Here is an 18066-nt window from a genome sequence, read left to right as displayed (position 1 = left end):
ACACTCGGCGGTCTCTCCCCGAAGCTGCTGCACACGCACACACGGAAACCGATATGTCTGAGTCGTCTTCCCGGCGCACACCTGCCCAGCTCAAGGCTCGACGTCGCTGGCAGGTGGCAATTGCGCTGGCGCTGTTGCTGCTGATCATCGCCATGGCGATGCTGGTGCGAAACTGGCACGCGCCGCCGGCCGCCCCCCAGGTCAATCACAGCTATGCCGAAGCACTGGAGCAGGCCCACGGCGGCAAGCCCGGCGCCGCGCGGGTGCTGTATCAGCAATTCACCCGCACCGACCTGTCGGACATTCGCCGCGCCGGCCTGCTCGCCGAACTGGTGAATTACCCCAGCACCCAGGCGATGAAAATTCTGCGCGGCGATCTCAAGCGCCCCGCTGCGCTGGTTCAACAGGCGGCCATTCAGACGGTGACCGCCATGCTGCCGGAAGATCAACGCACCACGCTGATCGGCCCCCTGCTGGACGATGCCGATGATCAGGTGCGCTTCAGCGCGGTGCGCGCCTTGCTACCGCTGAGCCCGGATGAGCTGGGCCTGTATTACGGCGCGCTGCAGGAAGCCGCTCAACAGTATGAGCAGGCACTGAGCGCCGAACCGCCAAGCGGGCAACGTCAGCTCGCGCTCGCCCAGCTGTACCTCAACAACGGCACCCCGCAAAAGGCGATCGAGGCGCTGGAACTGGCCGCAAAGCTGGAACCGGACAACCTGGAGGCGGGGCTGGCACTGGTGCAGGTGCTCGACCGTCAGGGTCAGGCCGATCGTTCACGCCAGTTGCTCGCCCAGTGGCTGGAAAAACAGCCCCAGTCGGCCCTGGCGCAACACGCACTCGGCCAATGGCTGCTGCGGCATAAACAGAATGAGTACGCGCTGCTTCCGCTGACCCGGGCCATTGAGCTGGAACCGGATAACACCGGTTACCGTTATGACCTCGCCGTGGCGCTTCACGATCTTGATCAGCTCGAAGCGGCGCAGCGGCAGCTGGAAGACATTCTGCAGCGCGCACCCGCCGATCGCCGCGCGAGGATTCTGCTGATTCGTTACTGGACGGAGGCCGGGCAGCTACAGAAAGTGCAGGTGCTGCTGGCTGAACTGGAGCAGCTCAACGCCGATGATCCTGCCCTGCAGCAGGGGCTTTAGCACCTCATTACGCGCCCCCGACAGGCGGAAGTACGCTGTCCATCCCATCCAGGAAACGATTCATATTGATGAGTGCGTCGCGCCGGCTTGATCGGGTTAACCTTGTCCGTGATCCGGCACGTCAGGGCTTCAAGCGACGAACGCGTGCTTGCAGCAGCGTGCACTACTCAGAAGAGAGTCCCCATCATGGCAGTGCAGAAACCAACGCCGATCATCGTTTTCGACGTGAACGAAACCTTACTCGACATCACCACCCTTGAGCCTCTGTTTGAGCGGGTGTTCGGTGATCGAGCCCTGTTGCGCGAGTGGTTCGCCAACCTGATCCTCTATTCGCAAACGATGACCTTGTGCGGCCTTTACACCCCGTTTGGCAAACTGGCCGCAGGCACGCTGCGCATGCTCGCGTCTGTCCATCAGGTCGACCTGGCCGCCAGTGATATCGATGACTTCCAGGCACGGATGGGTAACATGCCAGCACACCCTGATGTGCTGCCGGCACTCAACGGCTTGCGTGACGCCGGCTTTCGGCTGGTGACGCTGAGTAACTCGGCCAGCGGAGCATCCCCTTCGGCCCTTGAGCGCGCCGGGTTAGCGACATTCTTCGAGCGCAGTTTCAGCGTAGAGACCGTTAAAAAATTCAAGCCTGCTGCGCAAACCTACCAGATGGTTTCCCGGGAGCTGAATGTCGAACTGGCGGACCTGCTTGTGGTGGCGTGTCATTTTTGGGACACGGCGGGCGCCCAGGCGGCAGGGTGCCTCGGCGCCCTGCTGACCCGGCCGTACAACGCACCGCTCCTGATAGATGAAATGCCGCTTCCCGACCTGATGGCCCCCGAGTTGGGCGACCTGGCCGAGCAGATCATTCAACGCTGGGGCGGGCCGGCGTAGTCTGACGCCTCACTGGCTGACGTGGTTTGCTCTGTGCAGGTACGCGGCTGTTTGCCGCCGCGTTTGAGATGGCACAGTTTCCATTGGCGCTAAAGTATAAGAAATTACTTACAACGTTTAGCGCCCATTATTGTTTTTTTGTCAGACCCGCTTATGGTCGCCCGGATGTTTCACTTAACAATCAGTCATCCGCTATTTTACAACGCGTAAAAAACGTGCATTATTTACTCGCGCCACAACTGAACTACCCCGTCGCGAGACCAACGTTCATTCCCATGAAGTTAATGTCGACGGCTGATCCTGATGCCAGGGACACGGTAGAAAGTGGTGAAAACTAAAGCAGCAGACCCAGATGCGCGTCGTGCTGCTTGCATTGTTGCTTGCATTGAGCTGACAACAGCCATTAATTGCCGGAGTATCATTTTGTCCAGACTTGCCGAATTTCGCGCAGCAGAAAAAGCCCTTCAGGAGCAGCTGGCCCAGCTGGAGTATCTGAAGAACGACGTCGGATTGAAGAAGGAAATCGAGTTCGAGCAGCAGCTCCAGGCCCTGATGAGCACGTACGACAAGACCTTGCGGGACATCATCGCCATCCTCGACCCTCACACGGGCGCGTCCAATGCCACGCCAGCGGCCCCGAAACGCCGTCGTCCGCGGGTGGTCAAGGTCTATCAGAATCCCCACACCGGCGAAGTCATCGAGACCAAGGGCGGCAACCATCGCGGTTTGAAAAACTGGAAATTACAATACGGCGCTGAATCCGTTGACTCCTGGTTGCGCGGCCGCTAATCCCCTGCTCCCTAGAACACAGGCCTGCAAGATTGATCTGCAACATCGAGAGGAAGCTCTGCCCGCGGGGCTTCTCTGCAAGTGCAGGGAAAAGGACATGAAACAAGTGCTTTAAACGCAAATGATCGCGACCCGCGCCCTGCGTATTTTAAATAATGCGTGCGAGTGTGGGACGGGTGTTGAATATTGAACCTGACAATTAGCTGAACAGATTCGTATTAATGGCATATATCGCTTTCAATACTCGGCAGGCTTATAGCATGCTCAACCGTTGAGTCTCTTAAGCGTTATTAATCCCGTCAAACAGCACTGAGTGAGTGTTAAAGCTGGCCATGAGCCTTCATACAGCCACAGATGAATTTTCCCTCTGCAGCTGAATGGCTCGTGAGCTTCACATTTTTTTCACACCGGTTTGTAGAGGATAGAGGCTGCTAAAGGATTAGCGCCCCAATGCCCGCTTCGGCGGGCTTCTTTATGCCCGCGATTTGTCCAGACCCCGCCTCGATCTACGGCGCCGCTCCCAGCCGCAGACCATTCCTGATCTGCAACACCTCCTCTTTATGGGCCGCGTAGCCTTCCGCCGAGCCGGCATACGACAACGACCACGCCAACTCGGGATTGGCCGCCGCCACCAGCGTCTGGGTCATGACGTGATTGCCGTTCTGGGTGATGGTGCACGTGGTTTCCATGGCTGGAATGTCGCTCAGCGTGCTGTCCTTCATCCGCGTGCAGACACTCTGAAAACCGCCGCGGGCAAAATTGACCTGAACCGCCTTGCGCATGGCCAGCAGCACGCCCTGTACGTTGACCGAATGGCCGGGCTGCAGCTGCGTCTGGGTCAGCTCCACGACCATGGCCGGATCACCGTTCTGATCGTTTTTGACCGCACGCTGTCGTAGTTGCACGGCGGGCTGGCCTTCGCTCGCCGGCGGCTGGGGCAAGGCTTCAACGTCCCAGCCTTCGGGCCAGATGATCATGGCGCCAGCTGAAGACGCGACGCCGGGAATCATCAGCACGAAACAGAAAGCAACGCGGGCGCATGAGCGCAATAAGAGATGCATGGGCGGTACCTGAAGGTCGAGCCGCAAAGTGTGGGCCGGTCATGCAGTGTCTACAAGCCGGAAGCCGCGCTTTATGCGCCTTCGGTTTGGCGCGTCAGCCATGAGCCCGTATCATTACGCAACATTTTAGCGTTAACCCGGAGACAACCATGAGTCTGCACGACCTGAACACTTTCCCCGGCGTCACGGCCACCCCGGACGCCTCGACCGCACAATTCGTGTTCAACCACACCATGTTGCGGGTCAAGGACGCCACCGCTTCCCTGGACTTCTATACCCGCGTGCTGGGCTTCAGCCTGGTGGAAAAGCGCCACTTCGCGGAAGCCGAATTCAGCCTGTACTTCCTGGCGCTGGTCGACAAAGCACAGATCCCGCAGGACGACGCCGAGCGTAACGTCTGGATGAAAGGCATTCCCGGTGTCCTCGAGCTGACCCACAACCACGGCACCGAGAAAGACCCTGAGTTTTCCTATCACAACGGCAACACCGACCCGCGCGGCTTCGGTCATATCTGCATCTCGGTGCCGGACATACACGCCGCCTGTGCGCGCTTCGAAGAACTGGGCGTGGACTTCCAGAAACGCCTGACCGACGGCCGCATGAAAAGCCTGGCCTTCATCAAGGACCCGGATGGCTACTGGGTCGAAATCATCCAGCCAACGCCGGTAACGGGCGAGTAATCACGCTCGATCAGTGGGACCGGCCCTGATAGGGACAGGACTGGCGTTGACGCCGACCGTAGGACTGGCTTTAGCCGGGAAGGCGTCGGAGGTCACACCGCAAAATTGTGGGTGTTCACGCTGGCCTCTTCCCGGCTGAAGCCGGTCCCACTAAAAGCATCGCGTGCATGCAGTGAGGGTGGCTGCGACCGCGACCGTACAGGCTGTGTGAAAACCCCGGGCCTGAATGCACTGCTCAAAAAACGTACTGAAAAATGCGTTCCTACGCGAAATCTGGGTCTGCATACCACGCGAACATTTGCAAAATTCGCGTGAGAGCGCGCAGTTCATTTTTGGCGGAGGGTTTTCACACAGCCTGCGTAGGACCGGCTTTAGCCGGGAAGGCGTAAGGCGTTACGCTGCAAAAATGAGGGTGTTCACGCTGGCCTCTTCCCGGCTGAAGCCGGTCCTACTAAAAGCATCGCGTGCATCCAGCAAGACTGGCTGCGACCTCGACCGTAGGACCGGCTTTAGCCGGGAAGGCGTCAGGCGTCACGCCGCAAAATTGTGGGTGTTCACGCTGGCCTCTTCCCGGCTGAAGCCGGTCCCACTAAAAGCAGCGCGTGCATCCGGCAAGATTGGCTGAAGCAGCACCCACTAAAACCCATGCATGCTGTGAGGTGGCTGCGACCTCGACCGTAGGACCGGCTTTAGCCGGGAAGGCGTAAGGCGTCACACCGCAAAAGTGTGGGTGTTCACGCTGGCCTCTTCCCGGCTGAAGCCGGTCCCACTAAAAGCAGCGCGTGCATCCGGCAAGATTGGCTGAAGCGGCACCCACTAAAACCCATGCTTGCAGTGAGGGTGGCTGCGACCTCGACCGTAGGACCGGCTTTAGCCGGGAAGGCGTCAGGCGTCACACCGCGAAATTGTGGGTGTTCACGCTGGCCTCTTCCCGGCTAAAACCGGTCCTGCAATGGAAACCCGGCCAGCGTCACGCCGCTTCTATCACCTGATCCGTATCACCCAGATCCGCATAAATCTGCGCGTTCGACGGTTCAGGGGTAAACGTCAGCGCAATGTTCTGGCACTGCTGCTTAAGCTGTTGCAGCTTCAGCGGCCGGCTCAGGAAATAGCCCTGGGCTTCTTCGCAGCCGAAATCACGGACCAGGCTCATGCAGCGAAAGGTTTCGACGCCTTCCGCGACGGTGCGATAACCCAGTTCACTGGCCAAGTGCAGCACGGACCGGGCGATGATGCGGTTGCGCGGGTTGCTCTCCAGGTCCGTCACCAGGGATTTGTCCAGCTTGAGGATATTGGCCGGGATCTCGTGCAGATAGGCAAAGTTGCTGTAGCCCGCGCCGAAATCGTCGATGGCCACGTCAACGCCCAGCTCGCGAATGCGGGTGAGCTGCGCGATGACGCGCTTGTCGGCACGAATCCACTCGCCTTCGGTGATCTCGACTTCCAGCCGTGCGGGTGCAACGCCGTGTTTTTCGCAGGCGCTCTGCAGCGTCAGGGCGATGTCCAGGTCGGAGAAGTCCAGCGGCGACAGGTTGAGCGACAGCCGCACTTCGTCGTCGATCCAGCCGCTGAGGTCGGTCAGCGCCCGGTCGATGACCCAGCGGGTCACGGTGCTGATCCTGCCGGCGCCCTCGATCAACGGAATGAACTCATCCGGCCCGATCTTGCCCAGCATCGGATGGGTCCAGCGAATCAGCGCCTCGACGCTGAGCAGGCGGCCATCCTGCAAGCTGAAACGTGGCTGGTACTCCAGAAAGATGTCGCCACTGACCAGCGCGTCGGCGAGTTCATTGAGCAGGGTCAAGGCGCGACGCTGGGCGCAATCCTCCGCCTCGTCATACGCCGCCCACGGCACCTGCCGATAGACGGCCCTGCCCGCCGCGTGGGTCGCTTTGCCCATGAGCGCAGCGGCGGAGTTCTGACCATCGTCACAGCACGCCAGCCCCACGGCCACCTGCTGATGGGTGAAAGGCTCGGTGATCACCGCCAACAGCATGCGAACCAGGTCATCCCGGCGAGAGCGTTCGCAGCTCATCTGCAGGCAGAAATCCAGGTCGCTGACGTGATACAGCTCGGCAATCCCATCCAGACGGCGACGCAGGCAGTTGGCCATATCGCGGCGCGTCTGTTGCGCATCCAGGTTGCTGTTCACGCTGACATCCGCAGCGCTCGCCATCGGCTGGGTGCGGATCACCACCATCAGCCGCACCTGACTCCCGGTCACCGCAACGTCCTGAGTGTCCAGCAAGAATTGCTGCAAATTCGGCAGGCGGCTGACCGGGTGGCGGTAGCGCATCGCCTGGCATTGTTCGACCTGGCCCATGACCAGTTGCGCAAAATCTTCGAGGACAGCCACTTCGTCGGGCTGCAGCGTGCGCGGGACAGTGTCGATCAGGCAAAAGCTGCCGAGCACATCACCGTGGTGATTACACAACGGGGCCCCGGCGTAGAAACGGATGCCATCAGGCTGGGTGACCAGCGCGTTGTCGACAAAGCGCGGATCCAGGCCAGCGTCATTGACCACCATGACTTCGGCGTTCTGGATGGTGTAGCGGCAGAATGACTGCTCTATGGGCGTCTGACTCGCGTCAAACCCCACACGGCCCGGAAACCACTGCCGATCTTTTTCCACCAGGGACACCAGCACCGTCGGCACGCGAAAGTGCGCGGCAGCCAGGCGGCACAGGCGGTCGAAATCCTCGCTGTGAGCGGTTTCGAGCCATTGCAAAGCGTGAACCGCGGACAGGCGCTTCTGCTCAATTTCCAGCGAACAGTTCATGGCGTGCGCCCTCCGTTCTAAAAATACGGGTTAGATGATATCTCATGGCCATCATTGCCCGCTCAGGATCATGACGGGTGGTCAATTACCGACGATCAGGGGCAAAACAGACTTCGGCTGAGCTGAGAAAGACTGATATCACAAAGACATCACTTAATCCGTCCAGTTCCAAAGCTGTACAAATATATATTGTTGTATAAGTTTTTATAAAGTTAATACGATACCGGCCGACAGATGGACTGGAGCGAGGCGCAATCAACCATAGCGCCTTCTCCTCCCAGAGACGTCGTCACCGCACTCCGACCCGAGAAAAAGGACCGTTCTCACCGACAACAACCCAATCGCCCCGCTTCGGGGCTTTGAGAACAGTATGAATATTCTTTCCCCTGCCGTGTACCTGACCAACCGACTGCGCTTTCCTGCCAAATTCGCACTGCTCGCCATCATCGTTTTGCTCCCCCTGGGGCTGTTGGGCGCGCGCCTGCTGCACCAGCTCAACGCCAGCATTGATAACATCCACTCCGAAGAAGTCGGCCAGCGTTACCTGATGGACGTCACCCCCGTACTGCGCCTGTCGATGCTGCAGCGGGCATTGACCAACCGCCTGCTCAGCGGGGATGAGACAGCCCAGGCTGACCTCGCCGCCAATCAGACCAAACTCCTGGATGCCTACACCAAGCTGGAAGCCACGGACCGCCAGTTCACCGTCGAGCTGGAAACAGCCGACCGCGTGCAGCGCCTGCGCTCCGGCGCAGAAGGGCTGATCAGCCAGACTAAAGCCGGTGCCGATCAAGCGACCCTGTTCGATGCATGGAGCGATCAGATGACCCAGACGCTGAACTTCATCTACTTCATCTCCGCCACCTCCGGGATGGTGCTGGACGAAGACTACGCCTCGCTGTTCCTGATCGATCAGAGCACCCTGCGACTGCCACGCCAGATCAACGTCGTCGGCCAGTTGCGCGGTCTGGCCAGTGGTCTGCATGAAGGGCAACCGCTGACCGACGCCACCCGTGGCACGATCAAATCGCTGCTCAAGCAAGAAACCCAGATTCGCCAGGAGCTGCTGCAGAGCCTCAACCTGCTGCGCCGTAAGGAAACAGCCCTCGCCGATCGCATCCAGTCCCCCGTCAGCAGCGGGCTGTCCAGCCTGGACAGCTTTCGCAGTGACCTGCAAACCTTGATCACCTCACCACAGAACACCATCACCGGGATGCAGGGCCTGCCGACCAAAGGCAACGCCGTGGTGGCCGAGCTGTATAAGGCGCAGGACGCCTTGCAGGCAGCGCTGTCGGCGGTGCTGGAACAACGGGTTCACGACAAGTCGGCCGAACGCACCGCCATGCTGGCGATGTTCGCCATCGCCGGTCTGCTGCTGATTTATGCGTTCAGCGGTATCTATAGCGCGATGCGCCAAGCCATGGAAGCCATGTTGAGCGCCACCCGTCGTATCGCCCAAGGCGACCTCACCGCCCGTGTCAACGTGGCGGGCAAAGACGAAATGGCCGACATCGGCACCGGCTTGAATCAAATGGTCCAGGCGTTTGGTGAATCCCTTGCCCAGGTCGAGCGCAGTTCGCGCTCGGTATCCGACGCCGCGACCCGCCTGAGTGCGTCCATCGACCGCGCCAAAGTGTCGATGAACGCCCAGCAAGGCGAAACCGAACAGGTTGCCACCGCCATCAACGAAATGACCGCCAGTGTCGCCGACGTCGCCCAGAACACCGAAGGCGCGGCGCGTGCAGCGGAACAGGCCAGCCAGGCATCCGGCAAAGGCCTGGGCGTCATGCAGCAGACCCGCCAGACCATCGAAGCACTGGCCGGCGAAGTCGACCTCAGTGCGCAAAAGGTCGCGGCCCTCGCGCTGCACAGCCAGGAGATCGGCGGGGTCATTGAAGTGATCCGCAACATCGCCGACCAGACCAACCTGCTTGCCCTCAATGCCGCCATCGAAGCCGCCCGCGCCGGTGAGCAGGGCCGTGGCTTTGCCGTGGTCGCGGATGAAGTGAGAACCCTGGCTTCACGCACTCAGAACTCCACCGCGGAAATCCAGCGGATCATCCAGCAGCTGCAACTGGCGACCAACGCGGCCGTGGACCAGATGAAAGCGGGCAAGGACCGGGCGCAGGATTGCCTGAGCTCGGCCGATCAGACGTCCTCGAGCCTGAACGCGATCAACGAAGGCGTCGAGTCGATCGTCGGCATGAACACCCAGATTGCCAGCGCTGCCGTGCAGCAGCACGCCGTGTCCGAAGACATCAACCGCAACGTCACCGAGATCCGCAACGGCACCTTCGTGTTGATGGAAGGCATCGAGGACAACGCGGTAACGGCGGACGAACTGTCGCTGCTGGCCGGCGAACTGCGCACCGTGGTCGGCCGTTTCAAGCTCTGAGAACAGGGCGCGCGGCGTAAATCCCGCGCGCCCTGCCCTGTCATCGCTCAAGGCATCTGGGCTCCCGCCACCGCTACGTACACCGAATACAACGACGTATTGGCGGTGATGAACAGGCGGTTGCGCCGCGGGCCGCCGAAGGTCAGGTTGGCGACCTTCTCCGGCAGGCGGATCTTGCCCAGTAACGTCCCGTCGGCGGCGAAGCACTGAACGCCGTCGCCGGCACTGGTCCAGACATTGCCCTGCACATCCACGCGCATGCCGTCCGGCACGCCCGGCTCAATCACCGCAAAAACCCTCGACTGCCCCAGCTCCCGCCCATTGATCACCTCGAACGCGCGGATGTGGTGGGGGCCATCGGGGTCGTGGGAGCGACCGGAATCGGCGATGTACAGGGTCTGCCCGTCCGGGGAGAAGGCCAGGCCGTTGGGCTGCACGAAATCATTGGCCATGCAGGCGATCTCGCCGCTGTCCGGGTCGATGCGATACACATGGCGGCCCGGTTGCTCTTCGTCGGCCTGATAGCCCTCGTAATCGGTGAGGATGCCGTAGCTGGGATCGGTGAACCACACCGCGCCATCGCGATGCACCACCACGTCATTCGGCGAGTTCAGACGCTTACCTTCGAATCGCTCGGCCAGCACCGTGATCGACCCGTCCGGTTCGGTGCGGGTGACGCTACGGGTGCCGTGCTCGCAGGTAATCAGCCGCCCCAGCAGGTCGCGGGTGTTGCCGTTGGCAAAGTTCGACGGGGTGCGGAAGGTCGACACCCCCTGCTCCGGGGTCCAGCGCAGCATGCGCTGGTTGGGGATGTCGCTCCACAGCAAGTACCCGCCGTCGTTGAACCACACCGGCCCTTCGGCCCAGCGGCATTGGTCGTACAGGCGTTCGAGCTGGGTGTTGGGCAGAATCAGGCGATGGAAACGCTTGTCATGGCATTCGTAGAGGTCGTCGGACACGGGGTCGATCCTTAATTCAGGCGCGGGCATTTTTGCGTCCGCTGACAGCGGTAATCACCGCAATGATGATCAGGCCGGTGAGGATCAGCCGCACCCCGGCACTGGCGCCGAAGGTGTTGAGCATGCTCACCAGCAGGTAGAGAAACAGCGACGCGCCCCAGATGCCCGGCACGTTGGAAAACCCGCCGGCCACCGAGGTCCCGCCGATCACCACCACGGCGATGGACGCCAGCAGGTATTCCTCGCCCATGCCCAGGGACGCGCCTCCGGAAAACCCGGCCAGGGTCAGGCCGCACAAGCTGCCGAACACCGCGCAGAGCACGTAAGTGGCGAAGCGCATGCGGCCGACCCGAATCCCGGCGAGTTCAGCGGCGCGGGGGTTCTGCCCGATGGCCAGCACCGAACGGCCGTAGCGGGTGCGGGTCAGCACGTACCCCATGAGCACCGCCACGGCGATCACCACAATGGCGAGATACGGCACGCCGAACACGCGGCCCGTGGCGAAGGTGTAGAACCCTTCCGGCGGCGGCACCCGCACGCTGCGGCCATAGGCAATGGCCAGGGACTGCAGGATGAAACTCGCCGACAGGGTCGCGATGATCGGCGGAATGCGCAGCAGGCGGATCAGCGCGAAATTGCCGCAGCCCACCAGCACGCCGATGCCCAGCACGCCGATCACGCCCAGCCAGATGTTGGCGTCCTGGCCGTCCATCAGTTTCATGCCCAGCGCGCCGCTGAGGGCGATGTTGGCCGGGATCGACAGGTCGATGTTGCCCGGCCCGGTGCTGATGACGAACATCTGGCCGATGCCGACAATTGCGAAGAACGTCGAGAACGCCAGCGCGCCAGACAGCAAAGCGCCTGCGCCCTGCCCGCCGGTGAACACCAGGGTCGCCACCCAGATCAATAACGCCGCGAGAAATGACCATAGCCACGGCTTGCCGCGCAGCGCTGCAACGGTTGAAGTGCTCATAGCGGACGTACCTCCAGACGATTGACCGCCGCACGCAGCGCCAGCACGAAAATCAGAATCGCGCCCTGGGCGCCGATCTGCCAGTCAGGCGAGATGCGGATGAACGACAGCAGCGAACCGGCCAGCACCAGGGTCAGCGCGCCGAGCACCGCGCCCATGGGCGACACGCGCCCGCCGACGAATTCGCCGCCGCCGAGAATCACCCCGGCGATGGACAGCAGGGTATAACGCAGGGCGACGTTGGCGTCGGCCGAGGTGGTCAGCCCCACCAGAAACAGCCCCGACAGCACACCGAAGCTGCCGGCCATGGCGTACATCGCCACTTTGATGCGAAGCAGCGACCAGCCGGCCTTGGCGATCGCCAGCGGATTGCCGCCGGCGCCGCGCAGCACCACGCCGACGGTGGAGCGCATCAGGAAAAAGTGCATCGCCAGCCCGAGCACAATGCAGACGATGATCGCCAGCGGAATCAGCGGCGGCTTGATCCGCACCAGCGCCTGCAGCCATTGCGGCGCCGTGCCGCCGGGCGACGGCAGCAGCAGAATCGCGCCGCCGACCCAGATGAACGACATGCCCAGGGTGACGACAATCGACGGCAGGTTGCGGCTGTGGATCAACGCGCCGAGCAAGGCGTACACGCCCACGCACCCGGCCAGCGCCAGCCAGCCGAGGAACGGGTGCTGATCGAGCAGCGTCACCGCCACGCAGGCGACGAAGCTGATGAAACTGCCCATGGACAGGTCGAGGTCGTTGACGCTGATGATCAGCATCTGCGCGATGGTTGCCAAGGCGATCGGCACCGCCAGGTTGAGCATCAGGTTCAGGCCCATGTAGCTCATGGCCCGGGGCTGCATGATGAAGATGGTCGCCAGCAACACCACCAGCGACACCGCCGGCAAGGCGGCGCGGAGCATGCGGGCACGGCGCGCGGCGTTGTTGCGCGTCGCGACGGGGGCGCGGGCAACGGAATTCAACGGGGCATTCATGGGGTTTCCTCGGCGAAGGAGCTGCGCAGGATGCGCTCCTCGCTCAATTCACTGCGCGGCATGTCGAGCACGGCCTGGCCGTCACGGAAGACATACACGTGGTCGCAATAGGTCAGCTCTTCCAGCTCGGTGGTGTACCAAATGAACGTGCGGCCGCGGGCCGCCTCCTCCATCAGAATCGAATACACCTCGCGCTTGGTGCCGACGTCGACGCCGCGCATGGGGTCGTCCATCAGGATGATCTGGCTGTCGGACGCCAGGGCCCGGGCAAACAACGCCTTTTGCTGGTTACCGCCGGACAGCGACAGGATCGGATTGCGCATGTCAGGGGTGCGGATGCCCATGCGCTTCATCCAGTCATCGGCCATCGCTTGCTCGGCGTCAGGGTTCAGCAGCACGCCGCGCTTGAGCTGGTTGAGTGAGCCGATGGTGATGTTTTCGCCGATGGACCACAGCGCAAACACGCCGTCGGTCTGGCGGTCGCCGGCGACGAAACTGGCGCCGGTACCGTGCTTGACGCAGTCGCGCAGCACCTGGGTCAGTAACTGGCTCTGGCCGTGCCCGGCCAGCCCGGACAGCCCGACGATCTCGCCGGCAAACGCCTGCACCGAGCGGCCATCGGCCTGACGCGCCGGGCGCTGTTGCACGCGGGGAATGCCCTGCTCACGTCGGGAGGCGAAAGCTTGTACTGCCTGCTGCTGTTCGCGGGCCGTGCCGCCCATGACTTCCACCAGCGAATCATGGGTAAAGTCGCGCGCGGCGCGGGTTTCAACGATTCTGCCGTCACGCATCACCGCGATGCGGTCACAGGTGCCGAGCATTTCGCCGAGGATGTGGCTGATCAGCACGATGCTGCCGCCGCCCTCAACGAACCGCCGCACATGGCGCAACAGCTGTTCGGCGACACGGGCGTCGAGGGATGAGGTGGGTTCGTCGAGGATGATCAGATCCAGGCGCTCATCGACGTTGATGAACGCCCGGGCGATTTCCACCATCTGCCGCTTGCCGATGGACAGGTCAGCGACGATGTCATCGGCGTCGATGCCGTGGCCGGGGAAAATCTGCTCCAGCATCGCTTCGATCAGCGCAGCGGCCCGACGCCGCCAGCCGAAGCCGCGCAGAGCCGGCGACATCAGCCGGGTGTTCTCAGCCACGTTGAGGTTCGGGCACAGCGACAGCTCCTGAAACACGCAGCGAATGCCGTGCTGCCGCGCCACTTGCACCGAATAGCCTTCGCGCAGGTCGCGACCTTCGATCAATAACTGGCCGCAATCGGCGGCCAGGGTACCGGCGAGCACTTGCATCAGGGTCGACTTGCCCGCGCCGTTATGGCCGATCAGGCCCAGGCATTCGCCGGCGCGCACGCTCAGGTCGACGTCACTCAGGGCGCGCACGGCGCCGAACGATTTGCCGGCGCCCGCGAAGGCCACCCGCACAGGTCCATTTGCGTTCATGGTCGGAATTCCTTGGCGGGCCGCAGGCAGCGCGGCCTGCTTTGCTTACATGGACAGGCTCACAGGGGAAAGCTCACTGGGACGCGGCGGGCTTGAGCCTGGCGACGTCGTCGACGCTGTAGGTCTCGCTGACGATCCCGCCCTTGGGCAGGTCCTTCAGGCTGGCGTCGAGGGTCTGCTGGGTGACGGTGACCGCAGGCGACAACAGGTCATGTGGCATCTGCTTGCCGTCGAGCAACTGCTGCGCGACATAGAACGCCAGGCTGGAAATACTCGGTCCGCTGCTGATGGAGAAGCTCTGATAGCCCTGGGCGTCGCTTTGCTTTTTCCACCAGCTCAGCTCTTCTTCGCGGTTGCCAAAGATGATCGCCGGCAACGGACGGCCTGCCGCGACAAAGGCCTGCGCAATGCCGACGCCTTCGCCGCCCTGGGTCACCACGGCGTCGACTTTCGGCAGGCTGGGCAGCACGCCGGAAACGGCTTTCTGCGCCACGGTCGGTGACCAGTTGCCGTTCACCTCGCCGACCACTTTCAGGTTCGGGTGTTTCTGCGCGCCGGCGGTGATGCCGGAGTGAATGCGCTCGTCCACCGACACGCCGGCCAGCCCGCGCACTTCCAGCACATTGGCGCCCTGGGGGAAGCGCCCGGCGAGGTAGTCCATCTGCTCGATGCCGGTCTGCTTGAAGTCCATGGAGATGCGGTACGCGCAGGGTTCGGAAACGGTGCCGTCGAAGGACACGACAATGATCCCGGCGTCACAGGCCTGCTTCACCGCGCCGTTGAGGGCCGTTGGCGACGAGGCATTGATGACGATGGCGTCGTAACCCTGAAGGATCAGGTTCTGGATTTGCGCGGCCTGCTCGGTGGCCTGGTTTTCCGCGGTGGTGAAACTGTCAGCCGACGCGATCAGGCCATCCTTGACGGCTTTGTCGGTGGTCTGCTGCCAGCTGGCGAGCATCAGTTGGCGCCAGGAGTTGCCGGCGTAGTTGTTGGAGAGCGCGATCTTCTTGTCGGCCGTATCGGCGTGGGAGGCGACGGGCAGAGCCATCAGGGGCGCCACAGCCAGTGCGGCACACAGCAATGAACGGCGTAGCGGATGACGACGACTTTTCATAGTTGAACCCTTGTTATTTTTATGGGGGCTGCAGGGTGGCCGACGGCGTCGGTTGCACCTTGTTACGAACAGTACGCGGCGAGTCTGCACTGGCCGGTGAAGAGCGTCAGTGGTCAATCGTGCAGACCTGATGCGGGATCCCGCAAGCGACCTGCAGGATCCAGCGTTCTTTTTGCTGCACAGGGGCCATAATGCCCGGACTGCATCCCTGTTCGTTTACAAAAAGTGTTCTATCCAGACAATAAAAACAGGTTGGAGCCCATGGCACAGCGACCGCACACCCTGGCCGAAGACGTGCTGCATCATTTTCTCGGTATTTCCCGCGCCCTCGCCGGTCAGCTGGATTTCCAGTCGATGATTGACGCCGTCTCTCGGGAAATCAGCCCGATTCTGCCCCACGACCACCTCGACGTGTGCCTGTTCGTGCTCGACGGCCGCGAGCACATCACCTATGAAAGCGGCGTGCACACCCTGTGGGGCGATGTCGCCCAGCCGATGCCGGTGCACACCAGCCCGATCCGCGCCGTGCTGTTGGGCGAGCAGGCGTTTCTGTTGACCCACGACGCCATGAACGACGCACGCTTCGCCTTCCCCGGCGCCGTCAACCACCCGATTTTCGACGCCCGCCTGCGCAGCCGCTTGCACGTGCCTCTGCGCGCGCGGGGCGAAATCATCGGCGCGCTGAGCTGCTCGAAACACACCGAGCATTTCTACACCCTGGACGACGTGCGCCACACCCAGCACGTCGCCGATCTCTTGGCCTCCTACGTGTACGCCCTGCGCCAGACCGAGCAGGCCAAGCACCTGGCAATCGCCGAAGCCCAAGTGCGTGCGCGGGAGGAAGGTCTGCGCCAGGGCGCGCTGCGTCTGACCGAGGAGCTGGAGCGCGAACGGCAGCGGGTGGGCATGGACTTGCATGACCAGACCCTCGCCGACATGACCCGCCTGCACCGGCGCATCGCCCGCCTGCAAACCCTGCCCAGCGTGCCGGGCGAGGACTTGCGCGGGATTGCCCGGGCCCTCAAGGACAGCATGCAGGAGCTGCGACAGCTCATTGATGCGGTCAAGCCGACGGTGCTGCAGCTGTTCGGCTTTGAAGAAGGCGTTGAAGACCTGTTGCGGCGCAGCGTGCGCGACAGCGGCCTGAGCATCGAAACGCGCCTGCAGGACAGCACCGACGGCATGGGCGACCGCTTGCCCGAGTCGGTGAAAGTCGCAGTGTTCCGCATCATTCAGGAAGCGGTGAACAACGCGATCAGGCACGCGATGCCGGACAGTATCGTCATCCACATCAGCCACACAGGCGGTCTGTTGCAACTGACGATTGACGATGACGGCCTTGGGTTGGACATGGGCAATGGTTTCAACAGCGGCGGCATTCAGAACATGCAGGTGCGCGCGCAACTGATGGCGGCGCAGTTGTTTATCGAACGCGGGCCCGACGGGCGAGGCACCCGGGTAAGGGTGTGCCTGCCGCTGGCTGATCTCGCCCTCGTTGATGAGGCGGCAGCTGTTTGCGCGCCTGCGTTTTTAACGGAGACGCCATGCAAGTCCTGCTGATTGAAGACGACCCGGTGCACCGGGCGTTCCTGCGCGAAGTGATCGAAGTGGCCCTGCCGGAATGCACGCGCTTGCTGGAGGCCGAAGACGGCCGGATCGGCGAGCAAATGTTCAGTCAGAGCCCGGTGGATGCGGTGGTGATGGACCTGCAGATGCCCTGCCGCACCGGTGTCGAAGCGGCCAAGACCATTTGGCGGCAGCAGCCGGACACGTCGATTCTGTTCTGGTCGAATTACTCGGACGAGGCCTACGTGCGGGGTATCGCGCGCATCGTGCCCCAGGGCGCGGCCTACGGTTACATCCTCAAGACCGCTTCGGAAGAACGCTTGCGTCTGGCGTTGCGGGGATTGTTCATCGAGCAGCAGTGCGTGATCGACCGCGAGATTCGCGGCGTGCAGCTCAAGGCCCACGATCAGTTGTCCGGGCTGAGTGATGGCGAATACGAGGTGCTGCAAGACATCGCCCTCGGCCTGACCGACCGCACCATCGCCACCCGCCGCAACCTGTCGCTGCGCAGCGTGCAGAACCGGCTGCAGCAGCTGTACGAAAAGCTCGGCGTCTATCAGCCCGATGCGGCGGGTGAGCGCAGCACCGCCTTCAACCTCCGCGCCCGCGCCGTGAACGTCGCCCTGCTGCGCCGCCTGCTCAACCGCACCGCGCTGGAACAGGCCGAGGCCGAACTGCAACTGTGGCTGAAGAACCCGGCGCGGCATCGGTTTGGAGGGGACTGATTTATTTACAGCGCTTCACCGTAAATTAATCTGTCCCCGGAGTGCGCGGTGCGGCTGAGAGAAGATCAAGGGCGTCTGCCTGGGGGCAGACTGTTTCGCCTTCGGCGAGTTACTTGGAAAAGCACCCCAAGTAACCAAGGGTGCTTGCTCTCGGTTGGGCCCTTCCTTCGTCAGGGTTCCTTCACTCCGGTCAGCCTGCACCAAAGTCGCGTTTTGCGGTGCTTGAACTACCGCGGAGAAGATCAAAAGCAGATCAAAGGCTTCCCGGCTGAAGCCGGTCCTACGATTGGACCGCGTGCTCTCGCGTGATCGTTCCCATGCTCCGCGTGGGAATGCATCCTGTGACGCTCCGCGTCACCTCCCCCGGCCTGAATGAGCGTCGTCTTCGGGACGCGGAGCGTCCTGGGCTGCGTTACCACGCGGAGCGTGGGAACGATCATGTCGGCGCCTGAGCTGGCCTCTTCCCGGCTAAAGCCGGTCCTACTAAGCAATCGCATACACCCAGAGGGATGGGCGCCGACTGTAGGACCGGCTTTAGCCGGGAAG

At 62.3% G+C, this 18066-nt stretch carries 14 protein-coding genes; 7 read left to right on the top strand and 7 right to left on the bottom strand.

Annotated elements, in window-relative coordinates:
* Window positions 1-53 precede the first annotated feature (53 nt).
* The 3 genes from QWI18_RS13055 (at window position 54) to QWI18_RS13045 (ending at window position 2828) form a co-directional block, all read left to right on the top strand.
* Complete coding sequence (locus QWI18_RS13055) at window positions 54-1151, top strand: lipopolysaccharide assembly protein LapB (RefSeq protein WP_192130455.1); 1098 nt, start codon at window positions 54-56, stop codon at window positions 1149-1151.
* Window positions 1152-1337: 186 nt separating this feature from the next.
* Entirely contained in the window at window positions 1338-2039 is a 702-nt protein-coding gene (locus tag QWI18_RS13050) for a haloacid dehalogenase type II (RefSeq protein WP_296309277.1), read from the top strand.
* Window positions 2040-2462: 423 nt separating this feature from the next.
* Window positions 2463-2828, top strand: a complete 366-nt coding sequence (locus tag QWI18_RS13045; RefSeq protein ID WP_065990300.1) for a histone-like nucleoid-structuring protein, MvaT/MvaU family — start codon at window positions 2463-2465, stop codon at window positions 2826-2828.
* A gap of 506 nt (window positions 2829-3334) precedes the next feature.
* Here QWI18_RS13045 and QWI18_RS13040 read toward each other — a convergent pair.
* Entirely contained in the window at window positions 3335-3838 is a 504-nt protein-coding gene (locus tag QWI18_RS13040; RefSeq protein ID WP_244656890.1) for a DUF4946 domain-containing protein, read from the bottom strand.
* 200 nt (window positions 3839-4038) lie between these two features.
* Here QWI18_RS13040 and gloA point away from each other — a divergent pair, with 200 nt between their 5' ends.
* Window positions 4039-4569, top strand: coding sequence for a lactoylglutathione lyase (gene gloA, locus QWI18_RS13035; protein WP_065990298.1), 531 nt, complete (start codon window positions 4039-4041; stop codon window positions 4567-4569).
* Between the two features lie 970 nt (window positions 4570-5539).
* Here the strand turns inward: gloA and QWI18_RS13030 are convergent.
* A complete protein-coding gene (locus QWI18_RS13030; RefSeq protein ID WP_296313113.1) occupies window positions 5540-7348 on the bottom strand; it encodes an EAL domain-containing protein in 1809 nt (602 codons plus the stop codon).
* A gap of 370 nt (window positions 7349-7718) precedes the next feature.
* Between QWI18_RS13030 and QWI18_RS13025 the strand changes: the two genes are divergently transcribed.
* Complete coding sequence (locus QWI18_RS13025; RefSeq protein WP_369319003.1) at window positions 7719-9743, top strand: methyl-accepting chemotaxis protein; 2025 nt, start codon at window positions 7719-7721, stop codon at window positions 9741-9743.
* A gap of 47 nt (window positions 9744-9790) precedes the next feature.
* On the opposite strand, the gene QWI18_RS13020 is transcribed toward QWI18_RS13025, so the two are convergent.
* The 5 genes from QWI18_RS13020 to QWI18_RS13000 all read right to left on the bottom strand — a co-directional run bounded on the left by QWI18_RS13020 (window position 9791) and on the right by QWI18_RS13000 (window position 15163).
* A complete protein-coding gene (locus QWI18_RS13020) occupies window positions 9791-10702 on the bottom strand; it encodes an SMP-30/gluconolactonase/LRE family protein (RefSeq protein ID WP_369319002.1) in 912 nt (303 codons plus the stop codon).
* Between the two features lie 16 nt (window positions 10703-10718).
* Entirely contained in the window at window positions 10719-11675 is a 957-nt protein-coding gene (locus QWI18_RS13015) for an ABC transporter permease (protein WP_369319001.1), read from the bottom strand.
* Window positions 11672-12661, bottom strand: coding sequence for an ABC transporter permease (locus QWI18_RS13010; protein WP_369319000.1), 990 nt, complete (start codon window positions 12659-12661; stop codon window positions 11672-11674). The genes QWI18_RS13015 and QWI18_RS13010 overlap by 4 nt, the downstream gene beginning before the upstream one ends.
* On the bottom strand, window positions 12658-14115 hold the full coding sequence (locus QWI18_RS13005) for a sugar ABC transporter ATP-binding protein (protein WP_369318999.1): 1458 nt from the start codon (window positions 14113-14115) through the stop codon (window positions 12658-12660). Before QWI18_RS13005 ends, QWI18_RS13010 begins: the two co-directional genes overlap by 4 nt.
* 73 nt (window positions 14116-14188) lie before the next feature.
* On the bottom strand, window positions 14189-15163 hold the full coding sequence (locus tag QWI18_RS13000; RefSeq protein WP_296314975.1) for an ABC transporter substrate-binding protein: 975 nt from the start codon (window positions 15161-15163) through the stop codon (window positions 14189-14191).
* A gap of 327 nt (window positions 15164-15490) precedes the next feature.
* On the opposite strand from QWI18_RS13000, the gene QWI18_RS12995 reads away from it, so the two are divergent.
* Window positions 15491-16789 carry a GAF domain-containing sensor histidine kinase gene (locus QWI18_RS12995; RefSeq protein ID WP_369318998.1) on the top strand — a complete coding sequence of 433 codons (1299 nt, stop codon included), beginning with the start codon at window positions 15491-15493 and terminating at the stop codon, window positions 16787-16789.
* Entirely contained in the window at window positions 16774-17520 is a 747-nt protein-coding gene (locus QWI18_RS12990) for a response regulator transcription factor (protein WP_065990278.1), read from the top strand. Before QWI18_RS12995 ends, QWI18_RS12990 begins: the two co-directional genes overlap by 16 nt.
* Window positions 17521-18066: the final 546 nt, after the last annotated feature.

The sequence above is a fragment of the Pseudomonas sp. W2Oct36 genome, from assembly GCF_041060465.1.
Taxonomy (GTDB): domain Bacteria; phylum Pseudomonadota; class Gammaproteobacteria; order Pseudomonadales; family Pseudomonadaceae; genus Aquipseudomonas; species Aquipseudomonas graminis_B.
Note: the sequence above shows the minus strand (reverse complement) of the source record. Positions and strands in the feature narration are given on the sequence as shown.

Coding starts and splice junctions, on each gene's coding strand:
- QWI18_RS13025 (WP_369319003.1), top strand. CDS start 7,719: ATGAATATTCTTTCCCCTGCCGTGTACCTGACCAACCGACTGCGCTTT.
- QWI18_RS13050 (WP_296309277.1), top strand. CDS start 1,338: ATGGCAGTGCAGAAACCAACGCCGATCATCGTTTTCGACGTGAACGAA.
- QWI18_RS13010 (WP_369319000.1), bottom strand. CDS start 12,661: ATGAATGCCCCGTTGAATTCCGTTGCCCGCGCCCCCGTCGCGACGCGC.
- gloA (WP_065990298.1), top strand. CDS start 4,039: ATGAGTCTGCACGACCTGAACACTTTCCCCGGCGTCACGGCCACCCCG.
- QWI18_RS13000 (WP_296314975.1), bottom strand. CDS start 15,163: ATGGCTCTGCCCGTCGCCTCCCACGCCGATACGGCCGACAAGAAGATC.
- QWI18_RS13040 (WP_244656890.1), bottom strand. CDS start 3,838: ATGATTCCCGGCGTCGCGTCTTCAGCTGGCGCCATGATCATCTGGCCC.
- QWI18_RS13055 (WP_192130455.1), top strand. CDS start 54: ATGTCTGAGTCGTCTTCCCGGCGCACACCTGCCCAGCTCAAGGCTCGA.
- QWI18_RS13030 (WP_296313113.1), bottom strand. CDS start 7,348: ATGAACTGTTCGCTGGAAATTGAGCAGAAGCGCCTGTCCGCGGTTCAC.
- QWI18_RS12990 (WP_065990278.1), top strand. CDS start 16,774: ATGCAAGTCCTGCTGATTGAAGACGACCCGGTGCACCGGGCGTTCCTG.
- QWI18_RS13005 (WP_369318999.1), bottom strand. CDS start 14,115: ATGAACGCAAATGGACCTGTGCGGGTGGCCTTCGCGGGCGCCGGCAAA.
- QWI18_RS12995 (WP_369318998.1), top strand. CDS start 15,491: ATGGCACAGCGACCGCACACCCTGGCCGAAGACGTGCTGCATCATTTT.
- QWI18_RS13015 (WP_369319001.1), bottom strand. CDS start 11,675: ATGAGCACTTCAACCGTTGCAGCGCTGCGCGGCAAGCCGTGGCTATGG.